We start from the raw sequence: 16065 nt of genomic DNA, 5'->3' as shown, positions 1-16065 counted from the left end.
CAGAGGGATGAGATTTTGAAGAGTGCATTGAGCGAGAACCATCGGTATGGTTTGCCCATGGTGGTGGTCCACTGGTTAATGGCGGTGGGCATTTTGACGGCATTTGGCATGGGTTTGTACATGGTGGACATCCCGGGCATTACGCCATTCAAGCTGAAACTATTTAACTGGCACAAGTGGTTGGGCGTGACCTTGTTTGCCTTGGTGCTGTTGCGCATGGTGGTTCGAATGTTGTCGAAAACCCCCAAGTACCCTGCACATTGGGGGCGCAACACAGTGCTGCTGGCCAAGTTGGGGCATTTTGCGCTGTATGTGTTCATGTTGGGCGTGCCGGTTTTTGGCTACCTGTACAGCCTGGCCTCGGGCTACCCGGTGGTGTGGTTGGGTGTAATTGAGTTGCCGGTTTTGATTGAGAAAAACGCGGAACTCAAGGCGCTGTTTAAAACCTTGCATGAACTTTCAGGCAAAGGTTTGGTCTTGTTGGTGGCGGGCCATGTGTTGATGGCCCTGAAACATCACATTCTGGATCGGGATGGTGTTTTGGGTCGCATGATCCCTGGAATGCGCGCGGATTAAACCGCACAAGCCGATTCAGTACCTGCAGGAAACAACATGATTCAACGATTTAGCGCAGTGCTTGCTGGCCTGGCGTTGTCGGCCTTAAACCAGGCCGCGTGGGCTGCCCCGATTGATGTGGCACAAAGCGAGGTCAAGGCAACGTTCAAGCAGTTCAATGTGCCGGTTGGCGGCAATTTCAAGAAATTTGCGGGCGACGTGCAGTTCGACCCGTCCAAGCCCGCGAGTACCCAAGCAACCTTGAGTGTGGACACTGCCAGCTATGATTTGGGCGATCCGGAGTACAACAAAGAAGTTGCCGGCAAAGACTGGTTTGATTCAAAAAACCACCCCAAGGCGACCTTTGTCATTACGGGCGTTACCGGCAGTGGCAACAATTTGCAGGCCACTGGCGATCTAACCATTCGGGGCATCAAAAAGCCTTTGAAGTTTCCGGTAAAAATTCAAACCTCGGGCGGCAAGCACACCTTCACAGGCAAAACAGAGATCAAGCGCCTGGACTACAAAGTGGGTGCGGATGGCGAATGGGGGGACACCACCTTGGTGGCCGATGAAGTATTGATTGATTTCAAGCTGGTGTTGCCAGCCAAATAAAAAGGAGTTTTAGGGATGTTCAAACAAGTATCAAAAACAGTGTTGGGTGGTGCGTTTGCGCTGGGACTGTTGGGCGCAGCAAATGCCGCAGTGGACACGTATGTGATTGACCCAAGCCATACCTTCCCTTCATTTGAAGCGGACCACATGGGCGGGCTTTCATTGTGGCGTGGTCAGTTCGAGAAAACCAAGGGCATGGTGACCCTGGACCGTGCCAACAAAACCGGCACCGTGGACATTGAAATTGATGCGGCCAGCCTTGATTTTGGCCATGGCAAGATGAATGAGCATGCCAAAGACGTGGAGATGTTTGACGTGGAAGCGCACCCCACGATTACCTACAAAGCCAGCAAAATGCGCTTTGAGGGCGACAAACCTGTTGAGGTGCTGGGTGACCTCACCTTGAAAGGCATTACCAAGCCGGTGCCTTTGAAGATCAACACCTTCAAGTGCATCATGCACCCGATGAAAAAAGCCGAAGTGTGCGGCGCTGATGCAGTGGCCGAATTCAAGCGCACGGATTTTGACTTGGGTTATGCCGTGGATCGCGGGTTTTTCCCGGAGGTGAAAGTGTTGATCACCATTGAAGCCGTGAAGCAGCCCAAGTAATTTCAGGCGTTCGAAATGAGAAAGGCCGGTGATTTTGCATCACCGGCCTTTTTATTTGCCGCAGTTTTTATTTGTGGTCTGCAGCGTGTTCCAGTTTCTCGGCTTTGTTGTCACCGCGTGTTTTCCACAGCGAGAACACCACACCACCGGCAATCAAGCCCAGGGTCACGCTGAGTGAGAAGGCAGGCGGGAATTTGCCGATGAAGTTCACCAGGAAAATCTTGCTGCCGATGAACACCAACACCATGGCCAAAGCGTACTTCAGGTAATGGAAGCGATGGATCATCGCGGCCAGGGCAAAGTACAGTGCACGCAAACCCAGAATGGCGAAAATGTTGCTGGTGTAGACAATGAAGGGGTCGGTGGTGATCGCGAAAATCGCGGGCACGGAATCAACCGCAAAGATCAGGTCTACGAACTCGATCAACACCAGGGCCAGCAACAGGGGGGTTGCAAAACGCACCACCTTGCCGGTTTTTGGGTCGGGTTCGTTCACCACAAAGGCGTTGCCACGCAGGCCTTCGGTGACGCGCATGTGTTTGCGCAAAAACTTCAGGATCGGATTGTTTTCAATGTCGGGTTCGCTGTCGGCCATGAACCACATCTTGATACCGGTAATGATCAGGAATGCACCGAACAGGTAGAGCACCCAGCTGAATTCTTTCACCAAGGCTGCACCCAGGCCAATCATGATGGCGCGCAGCACGATCACGCCCAAGATGCCCCAGAACAGCACGCGGTGCTGATACTTTCGGGGAATTGCGAAGAAGGAGAAGATCATGGCGATGACAAACACGTTGTCCATCGACAGTGATTTCTCAATGGCGAAACCGGTGAAGTAGTTCATGCCGCTTTCAGCGCCAAGGTAGTACCAAACCCAGGCACCGAACAAACACGCAGCGGTGATGTAGCCTGCGGACAGCAAGAGGCTTTCCTTGACCTCAATTTCTTTTTCGTCTTTGTGCAGCACGCCGAGGTCGAAGGCGAGCAGTGCGACGACGATGCCGATGAACAACAGCCAAATCCATGTGGCCGTGCCTAAAAAATCGGCATGCATGAATTCCATTAATGCTTCCACTTTGATACTCCATGAAGGTTGAATTAAACACGGCGCCATGATGTAACAGTTGTTGTTTCGGAAAAACCGGTATTTAATGAACTGTTGCTGCGGTTTTTACGAAGTCATTGTTGGAGATGCTGTATGGCCCTGAACTATCGACACTTGCACTATTTCTGGATGGTGGCCAAAGAGGGTGGTTTTGCACGCGCGGCCGAGCGCATGGACATGGCGATTCAAACCATCAGCGCCCAGGTGCGCGAGCTGGAGAAGGATTTGGGCCATCAGTTGTTAAAACCGGAAGGGCGTGGCGTGGCACTGACCGAGGCAGGGCAGATGGCTTTCGCCAAGGCCGAGGAAATTTTCCAGATTGGCCAAAGCCTGCCTGACATGGTGCGGGCTGTGGCCAGTAAACCAGTGCGGCGATTCAGGGTGGGCCTGTGCGATGGCATTTCGAAACTGGCTGTGCATTCCTTGTTGAAACCGGTGTTGAATACCGAGGATTTGCACCTGACTTGCCACGAAGGGGAGCCCGAACAATTGCTGGCTGAATTGGCGCTACACCACCTTGATTTTGTGTTTGCCGGGCAGCCCCCGCCAGCCAACCCCAACCTGCGTATGCAAAGCAGGGTGCTGAACACTGCCACCGTGGACTGGTACGGCGCGTCGAAGTGGGCCAGCAAACACAATGTGAGCCATTTCCCGCAATGCCTGGCCAAATTGCCGGTGCTGTTGCCCACCGGGCATTCCCGTTTGCGGGTGGATTTGAACCACTGGTTTGAGCAGCGGGGCATTGTGCCGCACGTGGTGGGAGAGTTCGAAGACAGTGCTTTGATGTCGGTGTTTGCCGCCAGGGGCTTTGGCGTGTTTCCGGTAAGCCGCCTGGGTGTTTACGACACGGGTACCCTAAGCGGTCTGCGATTGTTGGGGCAATGCGACGACCTGCATGAGGAAATTCATGGCGTGTGGAACGTGAGAGGAATCGACCACCCTTTGGTGGTCGAGTTGTTGAACAGGCTGGATGCTTAAGCTGCTGCCACTGCGGCCTCGATTTCGGCAAAAGTGCTGGCCTTGACGGGGTCCATCACGGGAATTCCCATTTGGCGCGCAATTTGTGTGGAGGAGAACAAGCCCACCACGCGCATTTGACCGGTGCGGTTGTCGACCACCAGTGCGTGTTGGCGATTGTGTTCACGCAGCGTGGCGATGATGTGCCCCACCTCGGCACGCGACACTGCGCCAAATTCCAGGAACTCAAGATCGGGCAGTTTGACCATGACGTCATGCACGGTGAGTTCGGGCACGTTGCGGTTGCTTGACGATGCTTCCTTGATTGCACGCTCCCCAGCCAGGTCATTGGCGGTGAGCAAACCTTGCAAATGGCCGTGGCTGTTGCGAACGAACAGCAGTTTGACGCCACAGACAATCATGGTGGTGCGGGCCTGTTCCAGTGTCTCCGAGCCGGAAATGCTGACGGGGTGGACACGCCGAAGGTCTGTCATGGCGTCGAAGGCTGGCGAATCGGCTGTCAGCTTCAAAGGGCGGCTGGGGTCGCTGACTGTAATGGTGTCAGTGGCGCCAGCGCTGATGTGTTCGAGTGCTTGGTAGTGTTGTCTGATCATGTTGAAACCCTTTTTGACACACAGTGGTGTTGCATCCGCTGGCTTCTTGGGGCCGACGGGTGAATTTGCAGGACGGACTGCATGCAAAAAGGGGGTACAGGCACAAGGGTTTGTTGCCTTGTGTCGTGGCAGTGCAAGCACCGTCCACTAAGAATTTAGTCTACGCCGCTGGCGGAAAGTTTCAAGTCAGTAAAAGCCCGGAGGACACAGGTGAATACCCGTCTATTTCAGCGGTGTGCCCAGGGCATAAGGCAGCAGGTTCATCACTTCCTTGCTGACACCCATGGCCAAGTGGGGGGTGTCAATCTCAATGTGCTCGACATTGGGGCTGAAGCGGTCGATACAGGCTTGCCAACTCACGATGGAGTCTTTCTTGCAATACAGCGCCACGATGGGGCACACAATCGGGTGCTCAAAGCGTTTCAGGGTGCTGTTCTCGATGGACTCCACATCGAGTCCACGAATGTCGTACAGCGTTTTCACGGCAGTGTACTTGGGCCCGCCAATCACCGGGCTGCCGATGGTGACAATGCGGCTTACGTTTTGCTGCACTTCGCGAGCGGCCTCGCGGGCCAGGTAGCCACCCAGGCTCCAGCCCAGCAGTTTGATGGGGGCCTGGGCCTGCTCGGAATGTTCCTTGATGTCGGCGATCACCTGAGGAAGCAATTTGCCTACTTCGCCGTGGTTGAAACCGGCTGACCAATGCACGGCTTTGTAGCCCAGAGAGTCCAGATAGCGCTTGATGAAGGTCATGCTGCTCGAGCTGGCTCCAAAGCCGGGTAGCAACAACACAGTTTGGCCTTGACCCACATTTTTGCGGGCGAGGAAACGCCAGCCCACGGCCAGTTTGGCGGCTTCAAACGGGGTTTTGGCTTCACCCAGCAGCAAGCTGAGTTTGGGTTTGCCAATGGAATTGCCGTAACGTTTCTGGAATTCTGCTTTGTTCATGGGGTGTTACAAGGTTGCGCACACCCGAGAAAATACGGCAAGGCGGGGCTGGGCACAAAGAGGAATTCCTCTAGTGCCTGGCCTTTCACTGCAGAAGGGAGAGGCTTTGATTGGCCAAGCGGATGCGCAGGGCCAGTTCGCGGGCAAGGTTGTTTTGCAAAATTTGGCTCAATTCGGGCTGGTGTTCCAGTAATTGGTCGAATTGCGCAGTGGGCAAAAAAAGCAGGGTGCAGGTGCTGTCTGCGCGCACAGTGGCTGAACGTGGTTTGCGGTCAATCAGTGCCATTTCGCCCACCATGCTGCCCGGGCAAAAGCGCATGAGTCTTTCATTGCTGTGGCCGGTGTGGTGCCACGCGCTTAACTGCCCTTGCAGCAAGACATACAGGCCGCAGGGCTCGGCACCTTCATTGAACAAAGCCTGGCCGGCGGGCAGAGACTTGGCTTTCCAGTGCCTTGTGAACACAGTAATTTGTGCCGGGTTCATGTGGTCGCACAGGTGGCTGTCTCTCAGTGCGGTGTCGGCGGTGCAAGCGGTGTTTTCAGAGACGGCCTGGCCCAGCAAATTATTCTCAATGTGCCAGAAGGCATCATCGATGTGGCCTTGTGTGGCAATGCCCAGGCGTTCAAGGCAACTGCGCAGCAGGGATTCTCCGCCCATGGCCAGTTCCTGGGTGGGTAACACAGCCACGGTGTGGGTGTTGGGCAAACCTTGCTTCACCAGCCGTTCAATGCAGTCGCAGGCGGTGTCGTCGATGTAGCGCAGGTGGGTGAAATCAAGCAGGGCCGATTTCGCAGGTGCCAGTTCATCGTGCAGGCGTATCGCAATGGCGGGGGCGTTGCCAAAAAACAGGCTGCCTTCGAAGCGTACCCAGGCCAAATGCTCAAAGGCGGTATCCAGCTGCTGGCGGTGGGCGCGCGGGCGCATGCTGCGCGAACGTGCGGCCGGTTTGAATTCAATGCTGCGCAAGCCGCTGCCCGATTGTTGTTGAAGAAAATAGGCCGCCACAAACAGCACGCCGACCAAGGTGCCAACCAACAAATTGCTGATGCCGGTAACAAACACCATGCTGAGTACCACCCACACAGTGAAACGCTCGGTGGGGGCCATTTGGCGGCGTGTACCTGATGTTGCAAAGCGTTTTATCAAATGCAGGGTGTTGCCTTGAATCAGAAACAGTGAACTGACTGCCACGGCGGTGGCGAGAATGTGCAGTGGCAATTGCGCGAGAATTGGCCAGGTCAATAGCAACAGTAGGGTAAGCACACCGACGTACCACGCTTCGCTTTGACGGCTTTGGGCACCCACGCCCAAGCCTGCATTGCTTCTGGAAAAATAGTTGGAACTGGGCAGGGCCAAGGCCAGGCCGCACAGCACATTGGTCAATGCAAGGGTATTCAGTTCCTGCCGGGTGTTGTGGCGGGTCCCCAGGGTTTGGTCCACCTGCAACAGCGATTGCATGCTTTCCAGCACCACCAGCAAGGCCAGCACCGCCGCACCCACCAACACCTGAAGTAGCAGGCCGGGTGTGCCCAGCAACAATGCAAACACCTGTTGAAGGCTACCCGCCAGGCTGGGTGCTTGCAACAAGGGGTGGCTGGGCATGGCAGCCACGGTCTGCACGGGCAGGTTTGCGGGCCACACCCACAGCAGCAATGCATGCAGGGCAAAGCCACAGGCCAGGCCGTACACCAGGCCCAGGGGGTTGGGGCGTATGGCGCGGAAGTACAGCAGCACCGCAACTGTGATGGCCGACACACTGAGCGCCATGGGTGAGAAAAGTGCCGGGTTGTTGGTGGCTTCAATGACAGTGGTGTACACCGCAAAACCCAGCATGGCGGGCAGCAATTTGTAGGCTGAGAAAAGGCCCAGTGTGGTGTTCATGCCAATGAGTACCGGGGCGGGCAAAAACTGCATCAGCCTGCCCACGCCTTGTTGTTGCGCCAGCGCAATCAACAGGCCAGCCAGCACAATTTCAAGGGCCAGCAACAGCATGAGCTCCGTGTGGCTGCTGGTAATTTGCAGAAAACCGAGCAGCGAACCGGCAATAATCAGCGCGGTTGAAGAACGCGGTCCGCCAAACTGAACGGGCGCTTTTCCAAGCAGTGCACCCATAAAACCGCCCAGCAGCGCGCTGGCCAAGCCGGCATATATGCCATAGGCCAAACCGGCCTGCCCCAGTGGGGCAAAGGCCAGCATGCCGTACACAATTGCTTGAGCGTATCCACCGAATGCGACCAGTGCGCCCGCTTTGAATTCGGTGTTCAAGGAAGAATTCGCGCAGCCGAAGTTGAGTTGAAACTTAGTCTACGCGAATTGGATTATTTCGAGGTGGGCATGACGAATTCGGCACCTTTCTCGATGCTGTCTGGCCAGCGCTGCATGATGGATTTCTGGCGGGTGTAGAAGCGAACGCCTTCTTCGCCATAGGCGTGCATGTCACCAAAAAGGCTGGCCTTCCAGCCGCCGAAACCGTGCCAGGCCATGGGCACAGGAATGGGTACGTTGATGCCCACCATGCCCACTTGCACCTGACGGCCGAATTCTCGGGCCACATTGCCGTCGCGGGTGTAACAGCTAACGCCGTTGCCATATTGGTGGCTGTTGATCAAATCCAGGCCTTCGGCGAAGTTGGCCACACGCACGCAGCTAAGAACCGGGCCAAAAATTTCTTCCAGGTAAATGCGCATGTTCGGCTTCACGTTGTCGAACAAGGTGCCACCGGTGTAAAAACCGTTTTCGAAGCCTGCGGGTTTTTGGCCGCGACCATCGACCACCAGCGTGGCGCCTTCGTCCACGCCAATCTGCACATAGTCTTCAATGCGCTTCAAGGCTTCTGCGGTCACAATCGGCCCCATTTCGGCGGACAGGTCCATGCCGTCCGTTACTTTGAGTGTTTTCAGGCGGGCGGCCAGTTTGGGGATCAGCTTGTCGCCCACATCACCCACCATCACAGCCACGGAAATGGCCATGCATCGCTCGCCTGCGCTGCCGTAGGCGGCACCGATCAGCGCGTCGGTCACTTGGTCCAGGTCGGCATCTGGCATCACCAGCAAGTGGTTTTTCGCGCCACCCAGGGCTTGCACGCGCTTGCCATTGCGAGCGCCTGTTTCATAAATGAACTTCGCAATGGGGGTGGAGCCCACAAAGCTAAGTGCGGCCACGTCAGGGTGGTTTAGCAGGGTTTCCACGGCCAGTTTGTCGCCATGTACCACGTTGAATACGCCATCGGGCAGGCCTGCTTCTTTCAGCAAATTGGCCATGAAGTTGGCTGCGCTGGGGTCACGTTCGCTGGGCTTGAGAATGAAGGTGTTGCCGCAGGCAATGGCCACGGGGAACATCCAGCACGGCACCATGCAGGGGAAGTTGAAAGGGGTAATGCCAGCTACTACGCCCACAGGCTGGCGCAGCGTCCAGTTGTCGATGTTGGTGGACACCTGTTCGGTGTAATCGCCTTTCAGCAACTGCGGAATGCCGCAGGCAAATTCAATGATGTCAATGCCGCGGCTGACTTCGCCTTGCGCGTCTGTGAATACTTTGCCGTGCTCGGCGGTGATGATGGCCGCCAGTTCGTCGCGGTGCTGGTTCATCAAGGCCAAGAACTTGTTCATGATACGCACGCGCTGCAATGGCGGCTTGTTGGCCCAGGCAGGCAGCGCGGCTTTGGCGGCTTCCACGGCATTGTTCACGGTGGCGATATCGGCCAGCTCAACCTGGCGGGCCACAGCGCCCAGCGACGGGTTGAACACATTGGCTGTTTTGCTGCCAGCAATGCTCACAGTGTTGCCGTTGATGAAGTGGGCGACAGTTTGATCGTTCTTGTAGGGTTGCATGTGTCTGGGCCTGCTTGTTTGCTTCGGAAGACGGACATTGTCGCGCAAGCCGGGTGCGGGTTGAATCGGTGCTAACACCAAGCTTTCAAAAATTTTCGGTGCATTGGCAAGACATGGGCAATTTACCGAAGGCTGTCGGTAAAGCCCTGATCTTTAATCCAATTCCCATCTAGGGAGGTACTAATTACACAAGGCATGCCTCGATGCATGCCCAGAATGAAAGCAGAGGAGACAGCAGTGATTACAGGCTTGATGAATGAGGCCGCGTTGCGGCGTGGGCTGCGGGCGGGCGCCGCCAGCGTTGTACTGTTGGTGTTGGCGGGTTGCCTTGGCAGCAGCAACAACGACATTGCCGGCACCGATGGCCGCACCAACCCGAACGAAAACAACCCCAACCTGAAATACGATGTGAGCATTACCCGAACCACTTACGGTGTGCCGCACATTCGGGCCAAAGACTATGGCAGTTTGGGCTATGGGCAGGGTTATGCCTTTGCGCAAGACAACCTGTGTGTGTTTCTTGAAGACCTGTTGACCATTCGCGGCGAGCGCTCCCGTTTTTTTGGCCCCGATGGCACCTACACCATTGAACCCAATGGTTCGACCGCCAACAATGTGGCCAGCGATTTTTTCTGGAAAAGCCTGTTTGCTTTTGAAGAAGAGGGTGCTGATGGTATAACCCGTAACGCTTGGCAGCGCACCCGTGACAAAACCATTCCTGACTTTCAAAATGTGGTGGCTGGTTATGCCGACGGAGTGAACCGTTACATTACCGAGCTGAAAGCCGGAGAGCATGAGTACGAGCAAGCCGACGGCAGCAAGGTACCTGCGCATGCCGCTTGTGCCGATGCTGAATGGCTAGCCCCGATTACCACGGACGACATGTACCGCCGCTTTGTGCGCTTGGCGGTGTTGGCCAGCAGCTCGGTGTTTGTGACTGAAATTGGCAATGCCCAACCCCCAGGTGTGCTGCCAGGTTTGCCTGGCGGCGGTGGTGCCCCTTCGCTACCGGTGGCCAGTGCCGGTAAAAAAGCCAAAACGCCCGGTGTTGCCGAGCAAGTGGCATTGTTGAAGGCCAACCCGAACCCCTTCACTGCCATGCAGAACAAGGACCACTTTGGCAGCAATATGTACGCCTTCGGCAAGGATGCAACCGCCAATGGTCAATCGCTGGTGTACGGCAACCCCCACTTTCCGTGGAAGGGCACGGAGCGCTTGTACTTGAGCCACAACATTCTGGAACTGAATGGCGAAAAGGCCATGGACATCATGGGCGTGGGCCTTTACGGCGTGCCCGCGGTGCTGATTGGCTTTAATGAGCACGTGGCCTGGAGCCACACGGTTTCAACGGCTTTCCGCTTTACGCTTTACCAGTTGCAAATTAACCCGGCCAACCCCACCCAGTACATGTATGAGGGTGAGATGCGCGACATGATCGCGCTGCCCACTGAAATTGAAGTGAAGCAGGCCGATGGCAGCATCACCAAAATGCAGCGCACCATGTACCGCAGCCACTATGGGCCTATGTTGGTGCTGGAAGCCAGCGGTGTACCAGTGTTGGGTTGGAACCAGTTGATGGCATTTACCCTGCGAGATGCGAACCTGGAAAATGATCGACTGATCAACCAGTTTGCCAAGTGGAACCTGGCCAAATCGCTGGAGGAGTTTGTTGACCTGCATGCCAGTGAATTGGGGGTACCTTGGGTGAATACCGTGGCCAGCGGTCCCGGCAAGCCTGCCTATTATGGTGATGTGACTGTGGTGCCGCATGTGACTGATGAAAAAATTGCGGATTGCGCCGCCGAGCCATTCAACACCGTGGTGGGTCAGCTTTCACCAGGCTTGCCTGTGCTGAATGGTTCTCGCGAGGCCTGTGAATGGGGCAGTGATCCTGATGCGCCGGCGCCCGGCATTTTTGGCCCGGGCAATCTGCCTACGCTTCAGCGTGACGACTACGTGACCAATTGCAACGACAGCCATTGGTTAAGCAACCCACGCCAGCCGCTGACCGGTTTCAACCGCATTATTGGCGATGAGAATGCCGAGCGCACACTGCGCACCCGCTTGTGCACCCTTCAAGCGGAACGCCGATTGGGCGGCGGAGATGGCCTACCCGGCAACCGGTTCACGCAAGACAACCTCAAAGAAATTGCGCTGAACAGCGAGATTTATTCAGCCACCTTGGCCAAGCAGTCTGTGGTGGATGCATTGTGCCAGGTGCCCGTGTTGTTGAGCACCGGCTTGATGCCAGTTCAAACCGCAGACGCCTGCGCTGCCTTGGGGGCCTGGGATGGCAAGGCCAACCTGGACAGCAAAGGTGCGCACCTGTGGCGTGAGTTCTGGAGCCGAGCCATTGCCAACCCGGGTGGTTTGCCCGTGGGCGTGCCGCAACTGCATTTGCCGTTTGATGTGCCGGTGCCTTTGTCATTGCCCACCAATTTGTGGGCCAATGGCTTCAATGTGGCTGACCCTGTGAACACACCCAACACACTGAACCTTGTAAACCCCTTCACCGCTGCAGCTTTGGCTGATGCAATTTTGGCGGTGCAGGCAGCTGGCTTTGCGCTGGACGAGCCTTTGGGCAATATCCAGAAATCGGGCGTGCAAGCCAGTGCCACGCCAATTTTTGGCGGCACAAGCCCGGAAGGAGCTTTCACGATTGTGAGCACTGAGCCTGACCGACTGAATTCGGAAGGCTACAAAGTGACTTACGGCAACAGTTACATTCAGGCTGTAACCTGGGATGACAACGGCAAGCCACAGGCTGATGCCATGTTGACTTATTCGCTGTCGACCGACCCTGCCAACCCTCACTTTGATGACTACACCAAGGCCTATTCAGAGAAAAACTGGGCGCGTTTGCCGTACACCAATGCTCAAATTCAAGCTGCCAAAGTGGGTGAAACCAAGGTGCTTCAGGTGCCAAGGGCGTCAAACTGAGCGTGTTAAAAATGTTAAATTGATAAATATTGTAAAGTAAGAATATAAGGGGGCAAAAGCCCCCTTTTTATTGGATTGTTCACATTTAAAGCGCGCATCGTGATTCAACCAGCACTTCGGTTTGAACATGACATGTCGATCTTTTGGATACGTAGCGCGCGATTTCTCACAGCCATTTTTTGTGTATTTATTGCCCTTTCCACCAGTGCGTGGGCGGGAGAGCCCCGCATCGCAGTTTCGAAAACCCCCTTGTCGCTTCCGTTTTTTGTCGCCAAAGAAAAAAACCTGTTTGCAAAACACAAGGTGGAGCCACAGCTGATCGAGTGTTTGGGCGGTAATCGTTGCATGAAAGAGCTTAACGAGGGGCGTGCCGACATGGCCACAGCATCGGATTTGCCTTTCATGTTTGCTGCTTATCAAGGCAAACCCATCAGCCTGATCACCACTTTTGTGACCAACAAAGAAGACATGAAATTCATTGTCCGAAAATCGGTAGTGAAAGGGGGAGTTCAAGCCTTGGCAGGCAAGCGAATTGGCTACGTGGAAAAGGCCTCTTCGCATTACTACATGGATTTGTTTTTGCTCTACCAGGGAATAGACCCGAGAACGGTAGTGCCCGTGCCAATGGGGGCGGAGGCTTTGGCTGATGCGCTGATCAAGGGCGATGTCGACGCCATTTCCGTGTGGGAACCTTGGGGGCAGGTGGCTTTGCGCATGGGTGGGCCAGAGGTGGCCGTGATGAGCGTGCCCAAGTTGTACAGCCAGACTTTTAATTTGATGGCGACCAATCAGTATCGCTTAACCCAGGCAAAACGAACACAGGCCGTATTGACTGCACTGGATGAGGCAATCCAGTTCATCAAGAAAAACCCCAATGAAGCCAAGCAAATTTTGGTGCGCAACGCGGGGGTAGATCTTGATGTAATCAAGGCGACCTGGCCCACTTACCAATTTGAGTTGAGTTTGCAGCAGTCACTGTTGACCACAGTTCAGGGTGAAGCCCGTTGGGCTCGCCGCGAAGGACATGTGGACAATTCATTGGCTGAGCCAGAATTCTTGAACTTCATTGACTCAAGCCTGCTGAGGAAAATAAAACCTGCTGCGGTGGATTTCGTGTACCCATGAAACCGATTCTGCGTTTAAACCATGGGGTGAGCATCGCCCTTTTGTTGTTGTTCGGAATGGTTGCACTGGCCAGCGTGGTGGTTTGGTCGATTGATGCGCAACGCATGGAAATGCACGAGCAGAACAAGGCGGCACGCAAGATATCCCGATTGAGCACGCGCATGCTGGTGTTGACGCATACGGTCTCTACTTACGTGACAGACACCAATTTGCGCCAATGGTGGGTTGTCCACCAGTCAATGACCGATGAACTGGAGCAGCTGCATTTTTCCGAGGAAGCCAGTGATCTGGCCAAGCGACTCGAGGAGCGTTTGGCTGACTTGGCCGTGCTGTTCAGTGGTTATTCTCACTTGACCAGTTTGAATGAAACCGCGCTGGAAGAGCGGCGCAGCAGTGTGCTTGTGGACCGGTTGATTTCTGAAGCAGAGCAGTTGGCCGAGATCAGCTACAAGGTGTCGGATGCGGCGTTTGCCCAGCAGGAAGCGCTGACGCAGAAGCGCAGGAATGTGTTGTCAATATTTGTGGTTTTGTTCGCTTTGAACTCGCTTCTGCTGCTTTTGTTAATTCGTTTTCGCGTGGTGGCACCCCTTCAGAAAATTGAGCATGCAGCCCAGCAGATGCGCAACGGCAATTTGCAGGTGCGTTGCGAATTGCCCGAAGGTGATGAGTTGGGCGATGTGGCTGCAGCGCTGGACAAGCTTGCCATTGAATTGAGCGCACGTCTTGATGACTTGACAGCCACAACCCACTTGTTGGAGGTGGCTGGTCGCATGTGCGGCGTGGGCGCCTGGACATTGAATGTCAACACCAACGAGCTTCGCTGGTCCAGGCAGATTTACGACATTGTGGAGGCAGACTTTACTCATCAGCCTACGCTTGAGGAGGCAATGAGCCTGTATCCGAGCGATTCAGCGGAGAAGCTGTCCAATGCCATGGCCGATGCGGTGCGAACCGGCAAGGATCTGAACATTGAACTGCAATTCAGAACCTACAAAGGCAATTTGATTTGGGTGCATGTGTTTGGCGAAATTACTTTTCAAGGCGAGGGCAGCCACGCCAAGCCGTGGATGATTCGCGGCGCCTTTCAAAACATCACCGAGCGCCGACGGGTTGAAGAGGAAATTCGCCACGCCCAATTGTTGGCAGAATCGGCCAGCAAAGCCAAAGGCGAATTCTTGTCCAATATCAGCCATGAAATTCGCACTTCATTGAATGCGGTGGTGGGGCTCGCGTACATCCTGAAACAAAGCAAGCTAGATTCTTCCCAACTTGATTTTGTTGAAAAGCTTGAGAATGCTGGTCGTGGTTTGATCGATTTGGTCAGCGGCGTGCTGGATGTGTCCAAGATTGAAGCAGGCGCCATGGAGCTTGAGAGGCGGCCGTTTTCTGTTCGCCATTTGGTGGATTCCCTGGCCGATTTGATGACAGGTGCCGTGGCCGACAGGTCGCTTGAACTGGTGGTGTCTGTGGCGCCCAATGTGCCCGATTCACTGGTGGGTGACGAAACCAAACTGAGGCAGGTGCTCGTGAATTTGGCGGGCAATGCGGTCAAGTTTACCGAAAATGGTTATGTCAAAGTGGGGGTTACGCTGGATCAGCTGGATACTCACCATTGCGTGTTGCGCTTCATCATTCAAGACACGGGCCTGGGCATGGATGCAGGCGCCATGAAACGTCTGTTCCAGTCCTTTTCTCAAGCCGATTCGTCCATTTCGCGTCGGTTCGGGGGCACTGGTATTGGTTTGGCTTTAAGTCAGAAGCTGGTGGAGTTGATGGGCGGTACCATTTCTGCTGTGAGTGCACCGGGGCAGGGCAGCCTGTTTGCTTTTTCATTGATGTTGACCTTGGGCGACACTGCAGCCACTCAACAAAGCAAATTCGAACTGGATTGTGATGTGGTGGTGGTGGACAGCTTTAAACCGCAACTGGAGAGCGTGAATGAGATGCTTCTATGGTGTGGTGTTTCGGCTCAAAGTTTCGTTAACTCGCAACAGGCCTTGAGTATGGCACCTGGCCTGCGCACCCGCTTGTTTGTGGTCAACAGCAATTTGAGTGGAATGAGTGGGCTTGAATTTGCCAGCAAGTTGAAAGCCGCCAACAAGCCGGGTTTGGTCAAAGTGGCACTGATGGCGTGGCCCAAAGAAGTAGAGCAACTGCAAGTGGCCTTGTCCAATGGCCAACTCGATTCCGTTTTGCTTAAACCTGTTTCCTTTCTTGCTTTGAGCAATGTGTTGCAAGAGCTTACTGGCACTGGTTCAAGCAAAACCAACGCTGTCCAACGTCTGCAAAATCAAAATGAGCTGATGTTTCTCGCTGGCCTAACAGTGTTGGCTGTGGATGACCACAAACTGAATTTGATGATCCTGAAAAAAATTCTTGAAACACATGGCGCCAAAGTCATTCTTGCTGAATCTGGAAAAGCCGCCATTCAGGTTCTAGGAGAATCCAATCACGTGGGCGTTGATGTCTGTTTAATGGATGTACAAATGCCTGAAATGGATGGGATGCAAACCTGCCAGTACTTGCGTGACCAATTGGGTTTGCGTCAGTTGCCCATTCTTGCCCTGACCGCAGGCGTGATGCAAGCGGATCACCAAATGGCGCTGGCTGCCGGTATGGATGAGGTGCTGGTCAAGCCTTTGCAAATCGACAAGGTACTAGACGCAGTGAAGCGCTGGGGTACACATCTGAAACTCAAGGCCCAACTACACTAAATGTTAATTTGTGAAATTATGTAAAGTAACAAACTGAAGGGTCGAATCC

Annotated in this window: 12 protein-coding genes; 7 read left to right on the top strand and 5 right to left on the bottom strand. The window is 54.7% G+C overall.

Translation table 11 applies throughout. The annotated features are described in order from the left end of the window. Positions 1-27 precede the first annotated feature (27 nt). The 3 genes from FCS97_RS02670 to FCS97_RS02660 are packed head-to-tail and all read left to right on the top strand — an operon-like array spanning position 28 to position 1779. Entirely contained in the window at positions 28-576 is a 549-nt protein-coding gene (locus FCS97_RS02670; protein WP_246065765.1) for a cytochrome b, read from the top strand. A gap of 36 nt (positions 577-612) precedes the next feature. Beyond that, positions 613-1170 carry a YceI family protein gene (locus tag FCS97_RS02665; RefSeq protein WP_138516325.1) on the top strand — a complete coding sequence of 186 codons (558 nt, stop codon included), beginning with the start codon at positions 613-615 and terminating at the stop codon, positions 1168-1170. Positions 1171-1185: 15 nt separating this feature from the next. After that, on the top strand, positions 1186-1779 hold the full coding sequence (locus FCS97_RS02660; RefSeq protein ID WP_138516323.1) for a YceI family protein: 594 nt from the start codon (positions 1186-1188) through the stop codon (positions 1777-1779). A gap of 67 nt (positions 1780-1846) precedes the next feature. On the opposite strand, the gene FCS97_RS02655 is transcribed toward FCS97_RS02660, so the two are convergent. Continuing rightward, a complete protein-coding gene (locus tag FCS97_RS02655; RefSeq protein WP_425460740.1) occupies positions 1847-2845 on the bottom strand; it encodes a TerC family protein in 999 nt (332 codons plus the stop codon). A 135-nt stretch (positions 2846-2980) separates the two neighbouring features. Here FCS97_RS02655 and FCS97_RS02650 point away from each other — a divergent pair, with 135 nt between their 5' ends. Beyond that, positions 2981-3865 (top strand): LysR family transcriptional regulator, encoded by an 885-nt coding sequence (locus tag FCS97_RS02650; RefSeq protein WP_138516320.1) that lies wholly within the window; start codon positions 2981-2983, stop codon positions 3863-3865. Here the strand turns inward: FCS97_RS02650 and FCS97_RS02645 are convergent. From FCS97_RS02645 to FCS97_RS02630, 4 genes are all read right to left on the bottom strand, one after another. Then, positions 3862-4458 (bottom strand): CBS domain-containing protein, encoded by a 597-nt coding sequence (locus FCS97_RS02645; protein WP_138516318.1) that lies wholly within the window; start codon positions 4456-4458, stop codon positions 3862-3864. The two genes, FCS97_RS02650 and FCS97_RS02645, sit on opposite strands and share 4 nt — an antisense overlap. A 222-nt stretch (positions 4459-4680) precedes the next feature. Next, the gene (locus tag FCS97_RS02640) at positions 4681-5406 is read right to left on the bottom strand and encodes an esterase/lipase family protein (RefSeq protein WP_138516316.1); all 726 of its coding nucleotides are present in this window, start codon (positions 5404-5406) and stop codon (positions 4681-4683) included. Between the two features lie 85 nt (positions 5407-5491). After that, positions 5492-7672, bottom strand: a complete 2181-nt coding sequence (locus FCS97_RS02635) for a cyclic nucleotide-binding domain-containing protein (RefSeq protein WP_138516314.1) — start codon at positions 7670-7672, stop codon at positions 5492-5494. A 53-nt stretch (positions 7673-7725) separates the two neighbouring features. Beyond that, positions 7726-9237, bottom strand: a complete 1512-nt coding sequence (locus FCS97_RS02630) for a CoA-acylating methylmalonate-semialdehyde dehydrogenase (RefSeq protein WP_138516312.1) — start codon at positions 9235-9237, stop codon at positions 7726-7728. A 207-nt stretch (positions 9238-9444) separates the two neighbouring features. Here FCS97_RS02630 and FCS97_RS02625 point away from each other — a divergent pair, with 207 nt between their 5' ends. From FCS97_RS02625 to FCS97_RS02615, 3 genes are all read left to right on the top strand, one after another. After that, complete coding sequence (locus tag FCS97_RS02625; RefSeq protein WP_171035139.1) at positions 9445-12177, top strand: penicillin acylase family protein; 2733 nt, start codon at positions 9445-9447, stop codon at positions 12175-12177. A gap of 132 nt (positions 12178-12309) precedes the next feature. Continuing rightward, a complete protein-coding gene (locus FCS97_RS02620) occupies positions 12310-13302 on the top strand; it encodes an ABC transporter substrate-binding protein (RefSeq protein ID WP_138516309.1) in 993 nt (330 codons plus the stop codon). Continuing rightward, positions 13299-16016, top strand: coding sequence for a hybrid sensor histidine kinase/response regulator (locus tag FCS97_RS02615; protein ID WP_138516307.1), 2718 nt, complete (start codon positions 13299-13301; stop codon positions 16014-16016). The genes FCS97_RS02620 and FCS97_RS02615 overlap by 4 nt, the downstream gene beginning before the upstream one ends. The last annotated feature ends 49 nt before the right edge of the window (positions 16017-16065 follow it).

Origin of the sequence: Limnobacter alexandrii (genome assembly GCF_005871185.1) — a bacterium.
GTDB lineage: Bacteria > Pseudomonadota > Gammaproteobacteria > Burkholderiales > Burkholderiaceae_B > Limnobacter > Limnobacter alexandrii.
This window is presented reverse-complemented; position numbering and strand designations above follow the sequence as displayed.